The 15,333-nt window shown below is 46.4% G+C and carries 20 protein-coding genes; 9 read left to right on the top strand and 11 right to left on the bottom strand.

Features of this window, described 5'->3' with window-relative positions:
- Positions 1–9: 9 nt before the first annotated feature.
- From IM753_RS07915 to IM753_RS07905, 3 genes are all read right to left on the bottom strand, one after another.
- On the bottom strand, positions 10–369 hold the full coding sequence (locus IM753_RS07915; RefSeq protein ID WP_227713108.1) for a hypothetical protein: 360 nt from the start codon (positions 367–369) through the stop codon (positions 10–12).
- Complete coding sequence (locus tag IM753_RS07910; RefSeq protein ID WP_065255881.1) at positions 354–590, bottom strand: hypothetical protein; 237 nt, start codon at positions 588–590, stop codon at positions 354–356. The genes IM753_RS07915 and IM753_RS07910 overlap by 16 nt, the downstream gene beginning before the upstream one ends.
- Before the next feature lie 97 nt (positions 591–687).
- Positions 688–1,590, bottom strand: a complete 903-nt coding sequence (locus IM753_RS07905; RefSeq protein ID WP_194109049.1) for an Hsp33 family molecular chaperone HslO — start codon at positions 1,588–1,590, stop codon at positions 688–690.
- A 284-nt stretch (positions 1,591–1,874) separates the two neighbouring features.
- On the opposite strand from IM753_RS07905, the gene aat reads away from it, so the two are divergent.
- Positions 1,875–2,612 carry a leucyl/phenylalanyl-tRNA--protein transferase gene (gene aat, locus IM753_RS07900; protein WP_065255879.1) on the top strand — a complete coding sequence of 246 codons (738 nt, stop codon included), beginning with the start codon at positions 1,875–1,877 and terminating at the stop codon, positions 2,610–2,612.
- 129 nt (positions 2,613–2,741) lie between these two features.
- Positions 2,742–3,461 carry a rhomboid family intramembrane serine protease gene (locus tag IM753_RS07895; RefSeq protein WP_065255878.1) on the top strand — a complete coding sequence of 240 codons (720 nt, stop codon included), beginning with the start codon at positions 2,742–2,744 and terminating at the stop codon, positions 3,459–3,461.
- 49 nt (positions 3,462–3,510) lie between these two features.
- Here IM753_RS07895 and IM753_RS07890 read toward each other — a convergent pair whose 3' ends face one another.
- Both IM753_RS07890 and IM753_RS07885 read right to left on the bottom strand, forming a co-directional pair.
- Positions 3,511–4,686 (bottom strand): Mrp/NBP35 family ATP-binding protein, encoded by a 1,176-nt coding sequence (locus IM753_RS07890; RefSeq protein ID WP_194109048.1) that lies wholly within the window; start codon positions 4,684–4,686, stop codon positions 3,511–3,513.
- A gap of 64 nt (positions 4,687–4,750) precedes the next feature.
- Entirely contained in the window at positions 4,751–5,998 is a 1,248-nt protein-coding gene (locus IM753_RS07885; protein ID WP_194109047.1) for an NnrS family protein, read from the bottom strand.
- A 177-nt stretch (positions 5,999–6,175) separates the two neighbouring features.
- Between IM753_RS07885 and queA the strand changes: the two genes are divergently transcribed.
- From queA to IM753_RS07860, 6 genes are all read left to right on the top strand, one after another.
- Positions 6,176–7,225 carry a tRNA preQ1(34) S-adenosylmethionine ribosyltransferase-isomerase QueA gene (queA, locus tag IM753_RS07880; protein WP_065255875.1) on the top strand — a complete coding sequence of 350 codons (1,050 nt, stop codon included), beginning with the start codon at positions 6,176–6,178 and terminating at the stop codon, positions 7,223–7,225.
- 221 nt (positions 7,226–7,446) lie between these two features.
- The gene (locus IM753_RS12990; protein WP_227713106.1) at positions 7,447–8,172 is read left to right on the top strand and encodes a hypothetical protein; all 726 of its coding nucleotides are present in this window, start codon (positions 7,447–7,449) and stop codon (positions 8,170–8,172) included.
- Positions 8,169–9,137 (top strand): DUF389 domain-containing protein, encoded by a 969-nt coding sequence (locus IM753_RS12985; RefSeq protein ID WP_370582837.1) that lies wholly within the window; start codon positions 8,169–8,171, stop codon positions 9,135–9,137. Before IM753_RS12990 ends, IM753_RS12985 begins: the two co-directional genes overlap by 4 nt.
- 81 nt (positions 9,138–9,218) lie before the next feature.
- Positions 9,219–9,527, top strand: coding sequence for a DUF1778 domain-containing protein (locus IM753_RS07870; RefSeq protein WP_065255874.1), 309 nt, complete (start codon positions 9,219–9,221; stop codon positions 9,525–9,527).
- The gene (locus IM753_RS07865) at positions 9,524–9,793 is read left to right on the top strand and encodes a hypothetical protein (RefSeq protein WP_194109046.1); all 270 of its coding nucleotides are present in this window, start codon (positions 9,524–9,526) and stop codon (positions 9,791–9,793) included. The genes IM753_RS07870 and IM753_RS07865 overlap by 4 nt, the downstream gene beginning before the upstream one ends.
- Positions 9,790–10,005: an N-acetyltransferase gene (locus tag IM753_RS07860; RefSeq protein ID WP_194109045.1), complete on the top strand. Its 216-nt coding sequence runs from the start codon at positions 9,790–9,792 to the stop codon at positions 10,003–10,005. Before IM753_RS07865 ends, IM753_RS07860 begins: the two co-directional genes overlap by 4 nt.
- 40 nt (positions 10,006–10,045) lie before the next feature.
- Here IM753_RS07860 and IM753_RS07855 read toward each other — a convergent pair whose 3' ends face one another.
- The 6 genes from IM753_RS07855 to IM753_RS07830 all read right to left on the bottom strand — a co-directional run bounded on the left by IM753_RS07855 (position 10,046) and on the right by IM753_RS07830 (position 14,460).
- A complete protein-coding gene (locus tag IM753_RS07855) occupies positions 10,046–11,776 on the bottom strand; it encodes a flotillin family protein (RefSeq protein WP_065255872.1) in 1,731 nt (576 codons plus the stop codon).
- 9 nt (positions 11,777–11,785) lie between these two features.
- Positions 11,786–12,073, bottom strand: a complete 288-nt coding sequence (locus IM753_RS07850; RefSeq protein ID WP_062500941.1) for a BrnA antitoxin family protein — start codon at positions 12,071–12,073, stop codon at positions 11,786–11,788.
- Entirely contained in the window at positions 12,060–12,338 is a 279-nt protein-coding gene (locus IM753_RS07845) for a BrnT family toxin (RefSeq protein WP_115247232.1), read from the bottom strand. Before IM753_RS07845 ends, IM753_RS07850 begins: the two co-directional genes overlap by 14 nt.
- A gap of 79 nt (positions 12,339–12,417) precedes the next feature.
- Positions 12,418–13,086 (bottom strand): YqiJ family protein, encoded by a 669-nt coding sequence (locus tag IM753_RS07840; protein WP_194109044.1) that lies wholly within the window; start codon positions 13,084–13,086, stop codon positions 12,418–12,420.
- Between the two features lie 170 nt (positions 13,087–13,256).
- A complete protein-coding gene (locus tag IM753_RS07835; RefSeq protein ID WP_194109043.1) occupies positions 13,257–13,922 on the bottom strand; it encodes a PspA/IM30 family protein in 666 nt (221 codons plus the stop codon).
- 10 nt (positions 13,923–13,932) lie between these two features.
- The gene (locus tag IM753_RS07830) at positions 13,933–14,460 is read right to left on the bottom strand and encodes a hypothetical protein (RefSeq protein WP_194109042.1); all 528 of its coding nucleotides are present in this window, start codon (positions 14,458–14,460) and stop codon (positions 13,933–13,935) included.
- Between the two features lie 150 nt (positions 14,461–14,610).
- Between IM753_RS07830 and IM753_RS07825 the strand changes: the two genes are divergently transcribed.
- The gene (locus IM753_RS07825; protein WP_062500932.1) at positions 14,611–15,303 is read left to right on the top strand and encodes an aspartate/glutamate racemase family protein; all 693 of its coding nucleotides are present in this window, start codon (positions 14,611–14,613) and stop codon (positions 15,301–15,303) included.
- The last annotated feature ends 30 nt before the right edge of the window (positions 15,304–15,333 follow it).

Genomic DNA, 15,333 nt, shown 5'->3' with positions numbered 1-15,333 from the left:
TTAGGCGGTCTATACTCGGCAGTTCAAAAGGTGGGTGGGCGGACATATCCACGATGACAATCTCATCATCAAAACGCTGATAATGCAAAATGTATTCGCCAGTCTGTCGCCAAATTCGCCTGCATAATCAGGTATGCCGATATGGTAATGCCACAGGCGATAGGCTTGGGTATATTTGACTTTTTGTAGCCAATTTAGGTCATCGGTGGGGACGTTGTCTGATGATTTGTTGCGTCCTTGCAAGTTGTTAAGTCCAAACTGTTTGACGTGTTCTACGAACAAACCGATTTTAATTTGGTCGGCTTTTGGATAATTTTTTAGCCATAATTTAAATTGTGAGGTAAAAATAACTTTTATGAATTTACCCATGCCAAAAATTCGTCCATGTCATCAAAATCAGGCACATCAATACGTCCGCTTTTAATAGATTGGTCTATACGTGCCAAATCAAAATTAAAATCGCCATTGGCATAACTTGGATTGACCGCCTGCTCTGAGGTTTTGACGGCAAAGGCGTGTGATGATATGCCTTGTTGTTTGGCACGGTACTCTATCATCACTTGTAATTCTTGGGGGATTTCTACAATCATGACATCTCCATGATAATAATATATCGCCCATTATACCAATATTTTTCACCAATAAAAACCCACTGCATGACAGTGGGCGTTGGTGGGGTAGGACGTATCACGCAAATAACTGCTTAATATCATCTTTATCAAAACGGTATTCCCTACCACAAAAACCACAATCTAACGTGAGTGTACCGCCATGAGCGTCCACGACTTCTAGGGCTTCATCATGTCCTAGTTGCAAAATCGCTCCTTCGCTTTTTTCGGGCGAGCAAGTACAAGCAAAGCCAAGTGGGGTGGGTTCGGGCAGTACCACATCTTCTTCGTGATACAGGCGATATAGGATTTCATCGGCAGGCAGTTCGGTCAGCTCGTCCGCCTTGATGGTGCTAGTGAGTACGCTTAATCTATCCCATAGGTCAGGGTCGTTTTCTTTGTCGGCGTCCGATTGGGGCAGTAGTTGTACAAGCAGTCCGCCGGCGGTGGTCTCATCGGTGGCAAGTTTGATGATGGTGGGGATTTGGGCGGATTGTTTTTGGTAATGGGCTAGGCACTCGCCTAAGTTGTCGCTCACACGCTCGACAATGCCTTGATAGCTCTCGCCAAAGTTAGGGTGAATGCTGATAAATAGCACGCCTGTTTTGATGACGGCAAAAGCGTCATCACTGGTGCGAAGCGATTGCCAAAACGCCTGTTTGTCATCGCTGTTGTCAAAACTTGCCAACGCACGCACCGCCCCCAGCTCTTGCCCTGATGAGTGGTCGCACTCTGCCATGGCAAAACGCAGGGGCGAGTTGTCGTCTGATGATTGCAGTTGAATGGATAATTTGCCGTCAATTTTGAGCGTGCCGATAAGCAGGCTTGCCGACACCAACATCTCGCCCAATAAGGCTTTGATGGCAGGGGGGTAATCTTTTTGGCTAATCACGGTGGTAAAACTGTCGGACAGTCGCACCACATCACCACGCACGGGCGAATGCTCAATAAAAAAGCGTTGGCGATAATCTTTATTTAACATAATGTTCTCTGTTTTGTTGAATTGAAAATAACACTTGCCATTAATGGGGGTGTGTTTTAAAATTTAAAGCGGTTTGAGTGATGGGTTGCTGGTGGGGGCGGATTTTTATTTTATAACACTGATAAAAATAGGCATTTGTTAAATAAGACGTTTTTAACATGACAGATGGGAAAATGAAATTTACCCAAACTTAATAATTAATCATAATTTGTCTTGCCAATCCATTTTTAACCATAATTTATCACACCTTTTATTATTTTTACATTTTTAAATAACTGTTTTTTATGATAAACATTCACCAAATTCACGCCTTAGCCGATGATTGCCCTTATGGTTTTAGACAGGGGGTGCAAGCCTTGTCTGATGACCAAGAGTGTTTGGGTGTGGGGGCGGATTTGTCGGTGGCAACGCTGTTGCACGCCTACCGCTCTGGGGTGTTTCCGTGGTTTCATGATGAACCAATAGCGTGGTGGTCGCCCAATCCCAGATGCGTGCTAATGCCCAGCGACTTTATCCCCAAAAAATCGCTCATTCGCAAGGCTCGCCAGTCCACATGGACACTGACGACCAACCATGCCTTTGCCGATGTAATACAGGCATGTAGCGAGCCACGAGCCTATGCCAATGAGACGTGGATAGGGCATGAGATGATACAGGCATACACCGAGCTGCACGAGCTTGGTGTGGCGGTAAGCGTGGAGATATGGCAAGATGAGCCACAAGCTAGTGCCTTGATAGGCGGACTGTATGGGCTAAATATCGGGGCGATGTTCTGTGGTGAGAGTATGTTTCATCGGGCAACGGACAGCTCAAAGGTGGCATTTTGGGGGCTCATGCAGTTATGCCAAAGGCAGGGCGTGGCACTTGTGGATTGCCAACTGGAAAATTCGCATTTGATGAGTTTGGGGGCGAGCCTGATGGATAGAGATGAGTTCTTGGGTCGGGTGGACACACTCATGCGTACGGATGTGGCAGGATTGGGTGAACAGCAGTTTGTTATGGCGGTGCGTGAGCTGTGTTGATAGGGTCGGTGTTTTTGTATTGCTATATTTATATCTTGCTATCTTATCAATTTTATCCTGACAAATTTATTTTAACATAACAAAAGTCATCCCGCCGATTCACTTTCACTTTTTACCATTTTATCAATCATGACCTTAACACAATTCTTTAAAATCGCCCCGACAACCTTACTACTCATCATCAGCTTTGTGGCGGTGATGGGCGTACAGGTCATAAATGGGGTAAACATTGACGAGCAGACAGGGCAGGAGCTAATTCGCTATGGGGCGAATTTTTTGCCATTGACACTCATCGATGAGCCGTGGCGACTGGTGACGGCAGGGTTTTTGCATATCGGGGTGATTCATCTGCTGTTTAACAGTTTTGCCATGTATTATTTTGGCATGGTTAGTGAGCAGATATTGGGATGGTGGCGGTTTTTGGTGGTGTTTCTGCTGTCGGTGGTGGCGGGCAATCTGTTAAACCTATACATGACTCTAAGACGGATAGAAGAGCAGGGCGTGCAAGGGCTGGGGCTGTCGGCAGGGGCGTCGGGCGGTATCATGGGACTGGGCATGTTGCTTTTGACCTTGTCAATGTTCGGTTCGGCAAAGAAGTGGCGACTAAACACCAAGAGCTTGGCACTCATCATGGGCATTAATTTTGTCATGACCTTTGCCATACCCAGTATCGATGTGGCAGGACATCTTGGGGGCATGATGATGGGGGTGGTGCTAGGGCTGTGCCATGTGATGAGTCAGAAGTTAGGTCGCACCAGTCAGGGCATGTTTGCCCTGTGTGCGGTGGCTAGTGTCATTGTCATGATGGGGGCGTGGCAGATGATGAATGGCGTGGTAATGGGGTGGTAATACCACCAAAACCACGCACTATTTATAAATACACGTTATTTATGTCATTTTAAAAAATCCGCCCGCTTGCTCCTTTGTCAAATTTACCAATTTGCCCATCAATATTTTTGGCGATGTTTTCATAATACACCGCAAAATCATCACCTGCCATGACAGACGGCTCGCCCTTATCCATTTGCGTGCGAATATCGGTGGCAAGTGGCAGTTGCCCCAAAAGTGGCACTTGGTATCTCTCTGCCAACTTTGCTCCGCCGTCCGCCCCAAAAATGGCGTCCACATGACCGCAGTTGGTGCAGGTATGCAGTGCCATGTTCTCAACCACGCCGATGACAGGGATATCAGTTTTAAAGAACATTTCCATGCCTTTTTGGGCGTCCAGCAGGGCGATGTGTTGGGGCGTGGTAACGATGACCGCCCCTGTTACGGGGATACGCTGGGCAAGGGTGAGCTGAATGTCGCCAGTGCCGGGGGGCATATCAATGATGAGATAGTCAAGCGTGGGCCAGTTGGTTTGGCTGTACAGTTGCATTAATGCCCCTGTTGCCTTGACCCCACGCCACGCCACAGGGGTATTTTCACTTTCTATCAAATTGCCAATGGAGAGCATGGCAATGCCGTGTGCGTCTATCGGCACGAATTGGTCGTTTTCAACGGCAGGCTTGACCCCTGCCACGCCCAGCATATCAGGCACGGACGGGCCGTAGATGTCCGCGTCTAGGATACCGACTTTTTTGCCGAGTTTTTGTAGGGCAAGGGCGATATTGACGGTGGTGGTGGATTTACCCACACCGCCTTTACCACTGGCGACCACGATGATGTGGCGAATGCGGGGGTGGGGGGCGATGTCCGCTTGTTTGGGGGCGGATTTGGTGGGGGTGTCGTCTGTGGTTTGGCTTGGGATTTTATTTGACGACTGGGGCATGTGGGTTTGCACGGCACTGGCGGTTGTGGCGGTGAGGGCGACTTTGTCGGATAAGACGACATTTAAATTCACTTCTGCCACGCCAATGAGATGTAATCTGGCACGTAGGTCATGATACACCTGTTCAAGCTCGGCTTGGTCGGCGTCCTTATGCACTCTTAGGGCGATGTCTAGCGTGTCATCATGCAAGGATTTATCATCAATAAAAGTCGGCAAGGCTTGACCATACAGGCGAAAATCCTGCAAAACCTTGTCGATGTCGCTCATGTTGATGTGGATTTTCTTTTTAAAAGGATTAAACATAATCGTCTCGTGGGTAACTTTTTTATCATTTTATCATTTTATCATGTTTTAAAATCCTTGCCTATCAGCCAAACAACCCATCGGTGCGTGGTTTTGCCAAAATCCCCACATACGACACGCAAAACAGCCCAAAGGACAGCACCCACGCCACTTGCGAGATGAGCACCCACGTCATATAATCACCGCCAAACATCGGCATGACCACACGGCATAGGGCAGAGATTATCATTAGGATAAATATCGCACCCACGGTTTTTGGGGGCTGATGAATGTTCCGCCCCGTATGCCCAAGCGACACCCGAGCCATCATGGCAACGGTCATCAGTCCCACGCCAAACAGAGCCAAACCGTGCAAGCCGAGCGAATACACATTAATATTCGTCTCAACAAAAGGCAATACCACAAAGAATGCCAAACTTGCGGTCATACCCCCAAAGGCGATGACAAGCGACCACAGTAGCGGTTTTTGCCAAATGGCAGGGTGATACCAATTTTTAAGACGGCAAATGTTGGCAATCACACAAATCAGGGCAAAGGCACTGGCGAGCATGGGTGATTTGACAAACAAATCAAACACGATAAAGCCAAAAAATCCCACTAGGTTCATTCTGTCTAATAGTGCCGAATTTTTTTGTTCTATATTTAAGCCGTTGGGTTTGCCGTTATTATCCACGCTGATACCCTTGACGATAAAAAACGGCAACACTCGTCTGGCAATGGTAAATACCACGCCGATGACGAGATATAATGCCCCATACAGGGCGATTTGTTGTGTGGTCGTGCTGTCCAAAAACACGCCTGTATAAAAGGCGATGTTGGCAAGCATGAGCAGGGTAAGTTTGGCAACGATACCGATTTGGCGTTTTTGGCGAGCGACCCATACCGCTTTGATGACCGAGTAGGCGGTCATGCCCCAAAAGAGCAAATCAAACACAAACGCCACACTAAGCATGGCAACGCTTGGCGTGGCGTGTAGCCCAAGCCAAAGCAAGCGAGCGACCGCCCATGCCCCAAATATCGCCCCCAAATGCCAACCATAGGGCATGGGTTGACTTGTCCATGTTTTGACGGCGGTCAATAAAAAGCCAGCAATCACCGCCAACGCATAACCAAAAATCATCTCATGGGCGTGCCAATAAAAAGGGTTAAACGTGCCTTTAAAAGGGGCAAATCCCTGTAAAATCGCAAGCCACAGCAACATGGCAAGTATGGCAAAGACTGCCGACCCTACAAAAAATATGCGAAAACCCAAATTTAAAATGGGGTGGGGCGATGTAGGGCGTGGGGCGGTGTTTTGGATATTCATCAGCATGGTAAAACATTCATTAAAAATAATGGTTATATGATACGCCTTTTTTGCCGACTTTGCAATTTAGCCAAAAGGCTTAGTTTAGGCATGAGAAATAACGGTTTGTAAACATGAGAAATACAAGCAAATCGCTGGGCTTTTTGATAAAATAAGCCATTTTTATTGTAACACAGCCACATCATGAATACACCCCTACTCACTGCCGATTTTGATTATCATTTGCCCGATGAACTCATCGCCCGTTATCCACTTGCCGTGCGGTCTGGCTCTCGCCTGTTACACGTTCAGGGTGATACGCTTACCGACCTTCATTTTACCGATTTGCCCGATTTGTTAAACAAAGGCGATTTGCTCGTTTTGAATGACACCAAAGTCATGAAAGCCCGTCTGTTTGGGGTCAAGGACACAGGCGGAGCGGTGGAGGTGTTAATAGAACGCATTACCGACCACGACAACCACATCGCCCATTGTCATGTACGGTCTAGCCGTGCGTTAAAGGTGGGACAAACGGTGAGTCTGGCAGACGGTGGCATGACGGCAACGATGTGCGGACGGGCGGAAAATTTATTTATCTTACAATTTGACGCACCGATTTTGGCGGATTTGGAGCGTTATGGGCAAATGCCAATTCCGCCTTATTTTGAACGCACGGCAGACGACACGGACGACACCCGTTATCAGACGGTATTTCACGACCCTGCCAAACAGGCAAGCGTTGCCGCTCCGACCGCCAGCCTGCATTTTGATGATGAGACCTTGGAGCGTCTTGCCGATAAGGGGGTGGAGATTGCCTTTGTAACCTTGCACGTTGGGGCAGGTACGTTCGCCCCTGTCAAGGCGGACGATTTGACCGACCACATCATGCACGCCGAATACGCTCATTTGCCACAAGCGACTGCCGACAAAATCAACGCCACCAAAGCACGAGGCGGACAAGTCATTGCCGTGGGGACGACCGTAACTCGCACGCTTGAAACCGCCCATTTGCACCGTGTGGACGGACAGCTTACCGAGTTCTCTGGCGATACGCAGATTTTTATTTATCCGCCTTATGACTTTGGCGTGGTGGATAGGCTCATTACCAATTTTCATTTGCCAAAATCCACGCTTCTTATGCTCGTATCCGCCTTTGCAGGGACGGATAACATCAAAAACGCCTATGCTCATGCCATTACCCAAAAATACCGCTTTTTTAGTTATGGCGATGCGATGATGTTGGATAAGGGTTAAGGTTTAGGTAATTTTAATTTATCATTAGACTTCCTGCAAAACCCCGAATTAAGGAAAACCGTTCGTGGTGAGCCTGTCGAACCATGACGGTTTTCCTACCCTTCGACAAGCTCAGGGCGAACGGAAAACCTAGTTTTGCAGGAAGTTTATTATTGAAAATGATTAAAATCGTAGGGGTGGATTATATTCACCCTATTTCCCATTCATAAATAAGGTTTTTTATGAGCGACAATAAAGATACCCAAAACGATGACGTTGAATTTAGTCAAGACGAACTTGATGAACTCAAAAAACAAGGCATTGATGATGCCGAACTTGAAAAACTTGTCAAAACGGTCAATGACGAATTGTCCGACAATGCCAATGAAAAAGACAATGAAAAAGATGATGATAAAGGCATAAAAACCGAAAAAGAAACCGACAACAAAGACATCAATCAAGACACCCAAAACGATGATAAAGAAAATGGTATAGTTGCCCCAATTAACACCACAACAAATATTGTCAATGCTGATAATTCAACCAAACAAAATGACCATAACAATTTAGCCAATATTCATAAAGCCAATCAGATTAATAAGTCTAGTAATAGCAATAATACCAAACAAGACGATAATCAAGATAATAAAGGCAATTTAAAAGACAATTTGGCAAATAAGTCTATCAATCACTCTGCCGATAATCCGCCCAATAAAGATGATAACTTACAAGGCAATGACTTAAACAATGACAACCCAAAAAATGACAACTCAACAAATACCAACAAAGACCAAGATAAAGACAAAGACACCCAAAAAACCGAACAACAACAAGCCGACATTGTCCGTACGCTTATCGCCAAAAAGCACAGCCAAAAGACGATAGACCACAAAGAAGTCCGTATCAACATCGAAGCAGGGGCATTACCGACCAAAATGTTCTTTATTATGAATGCTTGTCGGCGGTGATTGCAGGCTATGGACTGCTCGCCAACTCGCCTGCGGTGGTCATCGGGGCGATGCTGGTGGCGATGATGCTCTCGCCCATTACCAGTGCCGCCCTTGCCGTCATTGATGCACGGCTATCCTTGCTCAAAACATCGCTTATCACGCTCATTGGCGGGGTGCTGGTCATTTATGCCATTGGCATGGGGCTTGGGTTTTTGCATGGCGACAACGTCATGACGGGCGAGATTTTGGCACGCACATCGCCCACGACCATGGATTTAATGGTGGCGTTGGCAGGCGGAGCAGCAGGGGCGTACGCCATGGTCTCGCCCAATCTGTCGGTGGCGGTTGTTGGCGTGGCGGTGGCAACCGCCCTTGTTCCACCTTTGGCTGCCAGTGGGATTTTGCTTGCGTCAGGTCATCTGTCGCTGGCTTGGGGGGCGTTTTTGTTGGCTTTGACCAATATGCTCGCCATTCAGTTTACCAATGCGTTGGTGCTGTGGTTTGCAGGATTTCGCCGAACGCTTGATGATGATGACGTTGGCAAATTGGGGCAAATTGGGCTGTTTTTAAAAAGAAACAGTGCCGTGCTGATTGCTCTGATTGTCATTGGTGGTTATTTGTCGGTCAATTTTGGCAAAACCTTAAATGAACAAAAATTTGAACGCCAAAGTATCGCCTTGGTCGAACAAAGCATTCAAAATCAAGCCAATTATTTGGTATCGCACAGTTTTACGCACGAAGAAAAAAACACGCACACCCTAAGGGTGGTCATTCAAGGGCTTATCACGCCAAGCCAAGCCCAAGCGATTGAATTGGAGCAACAAATTCAAGCCCTTGCCAAAGACACGCTTGATGATAGGGTTATTAAATTGCAAATTCGCTTTGTGCCAGAAGTGGTGATACAGTCCGCCCCTGCCGATGAAAGTGAGCTAAAATTAAGCCCTGATGACATCAAAAATTTGCAAAAAGTGGCGAAAAATTAGGACAAGTTGGCAATGATAAGGGTGGAAAAATACGGAAAAATACCGTACAATAACCGTATATATCCATGACAGGAGAATATCATGACCGCCCAAACTCAATCCACCCAAACCGCCCGTTTTGAAGCCCGTATCCCCAAGCACGTTCACGACACCATTAAGCTTGCCAGTCAGATGACAGGTCGGACGATGAGTGATTTTGTGATGAGTATTGCCTATGAACACGCTCAAAAAACCGTACAAAAAGAACAGTCTTGGCTACATTTTCTCAATCAACTGTCCGTCCAAGACCAAGAGCAATTTGCCGAAACTCTTATCAACCCACCGCCGATGAATGATGCGATGAAAAAAGCAATGGCAATCCATGATGAGTTTTTTAAGGATAGTGTATGAATTTATCCAATTATCGGATTGTGCTATTAGATAAAAGCCATGACCGAAAAACTTTTGATTGTGGCAACGATATTCTCAATCATTATTTTACTCATCAGGCTTCCCAAGATGTCAAACGCCGTGCCAACAGTTGCTATGTTGTCGTGGATAAAAACAATCAAGTGGCAGGATTTTATACATTGTGTTCGGCAAGTATGCCTTATCATGAATTGAACGATACGCTTAAAAAGAAATTGGCTCGCTATCGTTCCTGCCTGCGGTATTGATTGAGCGATTGGCGATTGATATACGCCACAAAGGTCAAGGTTTGGGTTCAGTACTGCTTGCCAATGCCATTAAACAAGCCACGCAGTCGCCCATTGCTAGCAGTGTGATTATTGTAGAAGCCAAAGATGACAACGCCATTGCCTTTTATCGGCATTTTGGCTTTTTAAGTTTTGTCAGCGTATCGGATAAATTGTATTATCCTTTAACATAAAAAACCCACAACTTGTCATTGTGGGTTTTACCATTTTGATTTAGTCTTTATTCACGCCTTTATCTAGTCCATGAGTCAGTCCGTTAATGTCCGCCCCATTTAGCCCAATCTCCTTTAATAGATTGTCCACAAGCGGGGCTTGGCTACGATACCGCAAGGCAGAATTGACCATTTGGTCGGCAAGACTGGCATTTGTTGTGGTCTCGCTCGTCTCGCCACTTGCCCCAAAACCGCCCAAACCATTAACCTGCAAAATCTTAATGTCATCAATATTTTCCATAGGTCTCACACTTTCACGGATAATCTCGGGCAAATGTTTGAGCAGGGCAAGGCGAATTTGCATTTCAATCTGCTCGCTTGACAGCACGTTAGACGCTTCATTGACCGCTTTTGTCCCGTCAGCGTCCACCTGATATTGACGCTCTTTGGCTTCGGCAAGCAGAATCTGAGCGTCCGCCTCACCTTTGGCTTGCAAGCGTAATTTCTCCGCCTCAGCTTCGGCACTGATACGCACCGCCTCGGCTTGGTCTAGGGACGCTTGTTTTTGGGCTTCGGCGGCAACCGTAATGGCAATCGCATCTTTTTGGGCAAGCTCGGTTGCAGAGATGAGCTCCACCGCCTTGGCACGCTCGGCTCGCTCGGTCTCACGCACCGTAATCACGCTCTCTTCTTCTTTGACCGCTGCCGCTCGTGCCTTGTCGGCTTGGGCTTTGGCTTCGGATTCGGCACGGGATTTTTCGGCAACAGCAATGGCACGGTCTTGCTCGGCAAGCTCAATCGCCTTTTTGCGTTCTACTTCGGCTTGCTCAATGCGTTGCTCTTTTTGGATTTTTTCGTTTTCAATGTCTCGCTCGGCTAGGATTTTTTTCAAATCCACTTCACGCTTGGCGGCAATTTGAGCTTCTTCGGCTTCACGCTGTTTGCTCGCTTCTTGACTGGCAATCTCAGCCGTCTGCTCGGCACGGCGAACGGCAATCTCACGCTCTTGCTCGGCTTTACGAATCTCAATCTCACGCTCTTGTTCTAGCTTGGCATATTCTTCTTCACGCAAGATTTGCAAACGAGTGCGTTCGGCTTCCAAATTTTTGGTTTTAATCGCCAAATCGGTGTCTTGCTCAATGTCGTTTCGCTTTTTACGGCGAATCTCAATGGTCTCGGTCAAGCGTGTCAAACCCTCAGCGTCAAAGGCGTTTTGGGGATTAAAATACTCAAATCCCGTCTGGTCAAGCCCTGTCAAGGACACCGTTTCAAGCTCCAAGCCGTTTTTGAACAAATCTTCTGAAACAACCTGCTGAACTTTTTGCACAAAATCCACCCGCTTTTCGTGTAGCTCTTCCATTGCCATTTCGGCAGCAACGGCACGCAGGCTATCCACAAATTTACCTTCTACCAAGTCCTTTAAATCCTGTGGCGACATCGTTTTCATGCCCAAGGTCTGGGCGGCTGTGGCAATGGATTCGGCAGTAGGTTTGACACGCACATAGAACTCGGCGGTTACGTCCACACGCATACGGTCTTTGGTGATGAGTGCCTGCTCGGACGCACGGCGTACTTCAAGGCGTAGCGTGTTCATATTGACAGGAATCACCTCGTGCAAGACAGGCAGGACAATCGCACCGCCATTTACAATCACTTTTTCGCCACCAAAACCTGTCCGCACAAAGGACACTTCCTTGCTGGCACGGCGATACAGGCGGGTCAAAATTAAGCCTAAGATGACTAGGGCAACCAAAATCACCCCTGCGGTGATAAGAATTGAGATTAGGTTCATAATTTTTCCTTATGCGTTTAGTTCTTTTAACATGAGTTGTCTTAATAGCTGATTAGCACGAGTTTGATAGCCCTTGCCGTCTTTTTTTAGCCAGGCAAGCACATCGCTATCCAATCTTAGCGTAACTTGTTGTTTGGTTGGTTTATATAATTTAAAATTGGCAATTTGAGCGTCTGTCAATGGCGGAATGTCGTCATAATCAATCTCATCATCACGCATTGCTTTTAATGTTACCAATTCATCGGTATCAATTGCCGTGCGTTTTAGGTCATCTAAGGATTTTCTAACAATAGCCATAGCGTTCTATCTCCCCTTTGCTCAGTTTGCGTGCTGAAATAATGCGGATAACTTCGGTGCCGTCTGTGTCGGTGTGCGTATGTACAACAAGTAGCACCACCACGCCGTCCACGCTCCCCACCCCAAGCCACCGCACTTCGTTGTGGGCTGTGTCTTCGGTAACAATCAAAAACGGGTCAAGAAAAATACGGCTTGCTGTCTCAAAACTCACACCGTGTTTTTGCTTATTTATCCGATTTTTGTTATCGTCCCATTCAAAAATCATCTTGGCTCATCTCACTTTATAATTACAAAATTGTAACTACATTTTTGTAATGACATTTTAGCAATGACAAAAATTACTGTCAATCCACCAACACCCCATTTACATTCTTTATCGCCCGAAAATTAACACCCGCCTGCGACACCAATAGCACCGTCTCGCCTTGTGTTAAAGTCTCATCGGTATCGGCAAACACCATGACATAATGCGTCTGCCCGTGCGTGTCTTTAACTCGTACTTGGGCGGACTCATTAGCCGTGGCATTGCCCAACACGACCACGCCCACACGTCCGACCAGCTCTTTGCTGTCAATGGCGGTTGTCTCATCTTTGGGTAGGATGTTGTATAGTCCTTTGGCAAATAGGCGGACAATGGGCAAACTTAAAAACCACACGACAATCACGGCAATGATTTTTGGCAAATAAAATCCCAACAGGCTATATACCACCGACTGAAAAATAAACCCCGTCAATCCAAATACCGCCAAAAACACCACCATAAGCATAAGTAGCGGTATTTTGCCAACATATAGCCAGCTTAAAAAGCGGATAAATACGCCCGTCTCCACACTTGGGCTATCAATGCCAATCTCGGCATGAGCTTTGGTCAAACTGTCGGGCAAAAATCCGTCCACCCAATCATTTGCCCCACCAATCATCAATGCCACAATTTCTAGGATAAATAACAAAAACATCAGCGTAATTGCCACACCGAATATAAAGTTTTGGGGTGCAAAAATTAAATCAAGCATGATTATCCTTATAACTAATTATTGGCAATTTTTAATGGAATGGTTAAATAAAAAATAGTTAAATAAAAACAGGTTTAAATCTAAATAAAAATGGGATATTGTGGGGACGAATCACATTCGCCCAATGATTAAATTCACCCCCACCAAATATTCATTTTAAAAAACAAACCCTATTTCATTTTTAATTGTGCCAACCGCTCGGCAATACGATTATTTCTAGCAAGCTCTTCAAGCTCTTTTAGACTTTGGGCATTGCCATTACCGCTTGTGCTGTGTGCCATGCCTGTTTGACGGCTCATGGTGCGGTCAAAGGCGTTAGACGCTTTGTCGGCTCGTTGGGCGATTTTATCAAGACTGCTTGCACCAATCGTCTGCCCATTTGCACCGCTTGTTGCTACCGTCTGCTGGTATTGCTCAATGGCCAGGCTTATCTCACGGCGTTTGGCTTGCAGGGCGATGATAAAGCCTTCTAGCTCTTTTTCTTTGTCGGTGCAGTCGGCAATGGTGTTTTCAAGCACGGGAATGCGTGCCTCAATATCCATTTGCTCAGCAATGCCCACCTGTGCCAAATCGTCTCGCCCCACATTGACCGCCGTCATGATACTGTCGTTTAGGCTTTCGTGGCGGGTGTTTTCATCGTTCAGTTTTTTGCTGGCTAGGTGCTTTTGGGCGACCACTTTACCAAGCTCGCCACGCACTTCATCAATCGCCTTATCAAGCTCACGCAAGTTTTCGTTAAAGGCGACCATTGGGGCGAAATCTTCGGCTTTGTCCAGCATGGCATGAAATCCGCCACTGACTAGGCGACCGACACGATAAGATAGGGTTTCGCTCATGGTTTTTTCCTTATGGGTTGGGTTGGGTGTTGGTTTGGGTGTGTTGATAAATCAAATTCGCCAACTGTAACGTATTATCCAGCTCGTCCAACACGCTGTCATCATAGCCCGCTCCTTTGCCCGTAACGGCAAGCTGTAACACGCTGTCCATTAGGCGAACCACTCGCCACATCGCCTGTTTTTCAAAATTGACAAGGGCGGATTTGTCACACGTTTTGGGGTAGTCCGCCATCATGGTTGCCACCAAATCGGGCAAAATCTCAAAAATTCTCGCCACAATGTGCGAATGTACACTCAGCTCTTTTTCAAGTGCTAAAATCTCATGGCGAGCGGTGTAAAGCTGTTGCTCGGCAAGCGATAGACTGGTTTCATAATCTTGCCCTTGGGTGTGCAAGGTGCGTGCTTGGCGGAGCAATTCACGGATTTTATCGGACGGTGTATTCGCCCCTTGTATCTGTAAACTGGCAATAAAATCAGCATCTTCTTGGCTAATGCGGACACTTATCGGCACTCGGCTATTACTTGGCGTATTTGGCATACAGACACCTGTATTTATTTTGTATTCATTTGCATACGAATATAATCTATCGTGGACGGTTTGTCAAGTGGTTTTGAGAAAAATTGTTATTTGATAAAATTTTAAACCAATTCTGTTATAATAGCCACTCTTTTACAAAGGAACAACCTTATGAAAACCTTAGGAATTTTGGGCGGAATGTCGCCTGCCAGCACCACCACTTATTATCAAGTCATCAACGACACCGTCAATCACGCCAAAGGGGCAAATACCACCGCCCCTGTGATAGTGTATAGCGTTGATTTTCAAAAGATTGTTGATTGCCAAAGATTGGGCGATTGGCAGACGGCAGGGGAGATTTTGGCGGACATGGCGGTCAAACTACAATCCATTGGAGCGGACGGCATTTTACTTGCCACCAATACCATGCACAAGGTTGCCCCTGCCATTGTTCAGGCGATAAATGTGCCGTTTTTGAGCATTATTGACGCCACCGCCCACGCCATTTGTGCCAAAGGTTTTGATAAAGTAGCACTGCTTGGGACGGCATTTGTCATGGAGCAGGATTTTTATAAAAATGGCTTGGCAAGTTTTGGTATTGACTGCCTTGTGCCGAGCGACAGCGAACGGGCGGACATTCATCGCATTATTTTTGATGAATTGTGCGTGGGCGTGATAAAAGACAGCTCAAAACAAACTTATCTGAACATCATCAACCGCTTAAAAGAACAAGGGGCAAAAGGCGTGATTTTGGGGTGTACCGAAATCGGTTTGCTTATCGGACAAGATGATTTGGATTTGCCTGTGTTTGATACGGCATATTTACACGCACAAATGGCGGTAGAGTTTATTTTAAAAGATTGAAATATAAAATTAAAAAAGGGCAAACGATAA

It is taken from the genome of Moraxella sp. K127, from assembly GCF_015223095.1.
GTDB lineage: Bacteria > Pseudomonadota > Gammaproteobacteria > Pseudomonadales > Moraxellaceae > Moraxella.
Note: the sequence above shows the minus strand (reverse complement) of the source record. Positions and strands in the feature narration are given on the sequence as shown.

Excerpts from the sequence above, each read along its gene's own strand:
- IM753_RS07890 (WP_194109048.1), bottom strand. The coding sequence starts at position 4,686 with ATGTTTAATCCTTTTAAAAAGAAAATCCACATCAACATGAGCGACATC.
- queA (WP_065255875.1), top strand. The coding sequence starts at position 6,176 with ATGAATACACCCCTACTCACTGCCGATTTTGATTATCATTTGCCCGAT.
- IM753_RS07830 (WP_194109042.1), bottom strand. The coding sequence starts at position 14,460 with ATGCCAAATACGCCAAGTAATAGCCGAGTGCCGATAAGTGTCCGCATT.
- IM753_RS07835 (WP_194109043.1), bottom strand. The coding sequence starts at position 13,922 with ATGAGCGAAACCCTATCTTATCGTGTCGGTCGCCTAGTCAGTGGCGGA.
- IM753_RS07895 (WP_065255878.1), top strand. The coding sequence starts at position 2,742 with ATGACCTTAACACAATTCTTTAAAATCGCCCCGACAACCTTACTACTC.
- IM753_RS07910 (WP_065255881.1), bottom strand. The coding sequence starts at position 590 with ATGATTGTAGAAATCCCCCAAGAATTACAAGTGATGATAGAGTACCGT.
- IM753_RS07915 (WP_227713108.1), bottom strand. The coding sequence starts at position 369 with ATGGGTAAATTCATAAAAGTTATTTTTACCTCACAATTTAAATTATGG.
- IM753_RS12990 (WP_227713106.1), top strand. The coding sequence starts at position 7,447 with ATGAGCGACAATAAAGATACCCAAAACGATGACGTTGAATTTAGTCAA.
- IM753_RS07850 (WP_062500941.1), bottom strand. The coding sequence starts at position 12,073 with ATGGCTATTGTTAGAAAATCCTTAGATGACCTAAAACGCACGGCAATT.
- IM753_RS07840 (WP_194109044.1), bottom strand. The coding sequence starts at position 13,086 with ATGCTTGATTTAATTTTTGCACCCCAAAACTTTATATTCGGTGTGGCA.
- IM753_RS07855 (WP_065255872.1), bottom strand. The coding sequence starts at position 11,776 with ATGAACCTAATCTCAATTCTTATCACCGCAGGGGTGATTTTGGTTGCC.
- IM753_RS07865 (WP_194109046.1), top strand. The coding sequence starts at position 9,524 with ATGAATTTATCCAATTATCGGATTGTGCTATTAGATAAAAGCCATGAC.
- IM753_RS07845 (WP_115247232.1), bottom strand. The coding sequence starts at position 12,338 with ATGATTTTTGAATGGGACGATAACAAAAATCGGATAAATAAGCAAAAA.
- IM753_RS07825 (WP_062500932.1), top strand. The coding sequence starts at position 14,611 with ATGAAAACCTTAGGAATTTTGGGCGGAATGTCGCCTGCCAGCACCACC.
- IM753_RS07905 (WP_194109049.1), bottom strand. The coding sequence starts at position 1,590 with ATGTTAAATAAAGATTATCGCCAACGCTTTTTTATTGAGCATTCGCCC.
- aat (WP_065255879.1), top strand. The coding sequence starts at position 1,875 with ATGATAAACATTCACCAAATTCACGCCTTAGCCGATGATTGCCCTTAT.
- IM753_RS07885 (WP_194109047.1), bottom strand. The coding sequence starts at position 5,998 with ATGCTGATGAATATCCAAAACACCGCCCCACGCCCTACATCGCCCCAC.
- IM753_RS07870 (WP_065255874.1), top strand. The coding sequence starts at position 9,219 with ATGACCGCCCAAACTCAATCCACCCAAACCGCCCGTTTTGAAGCCCGT.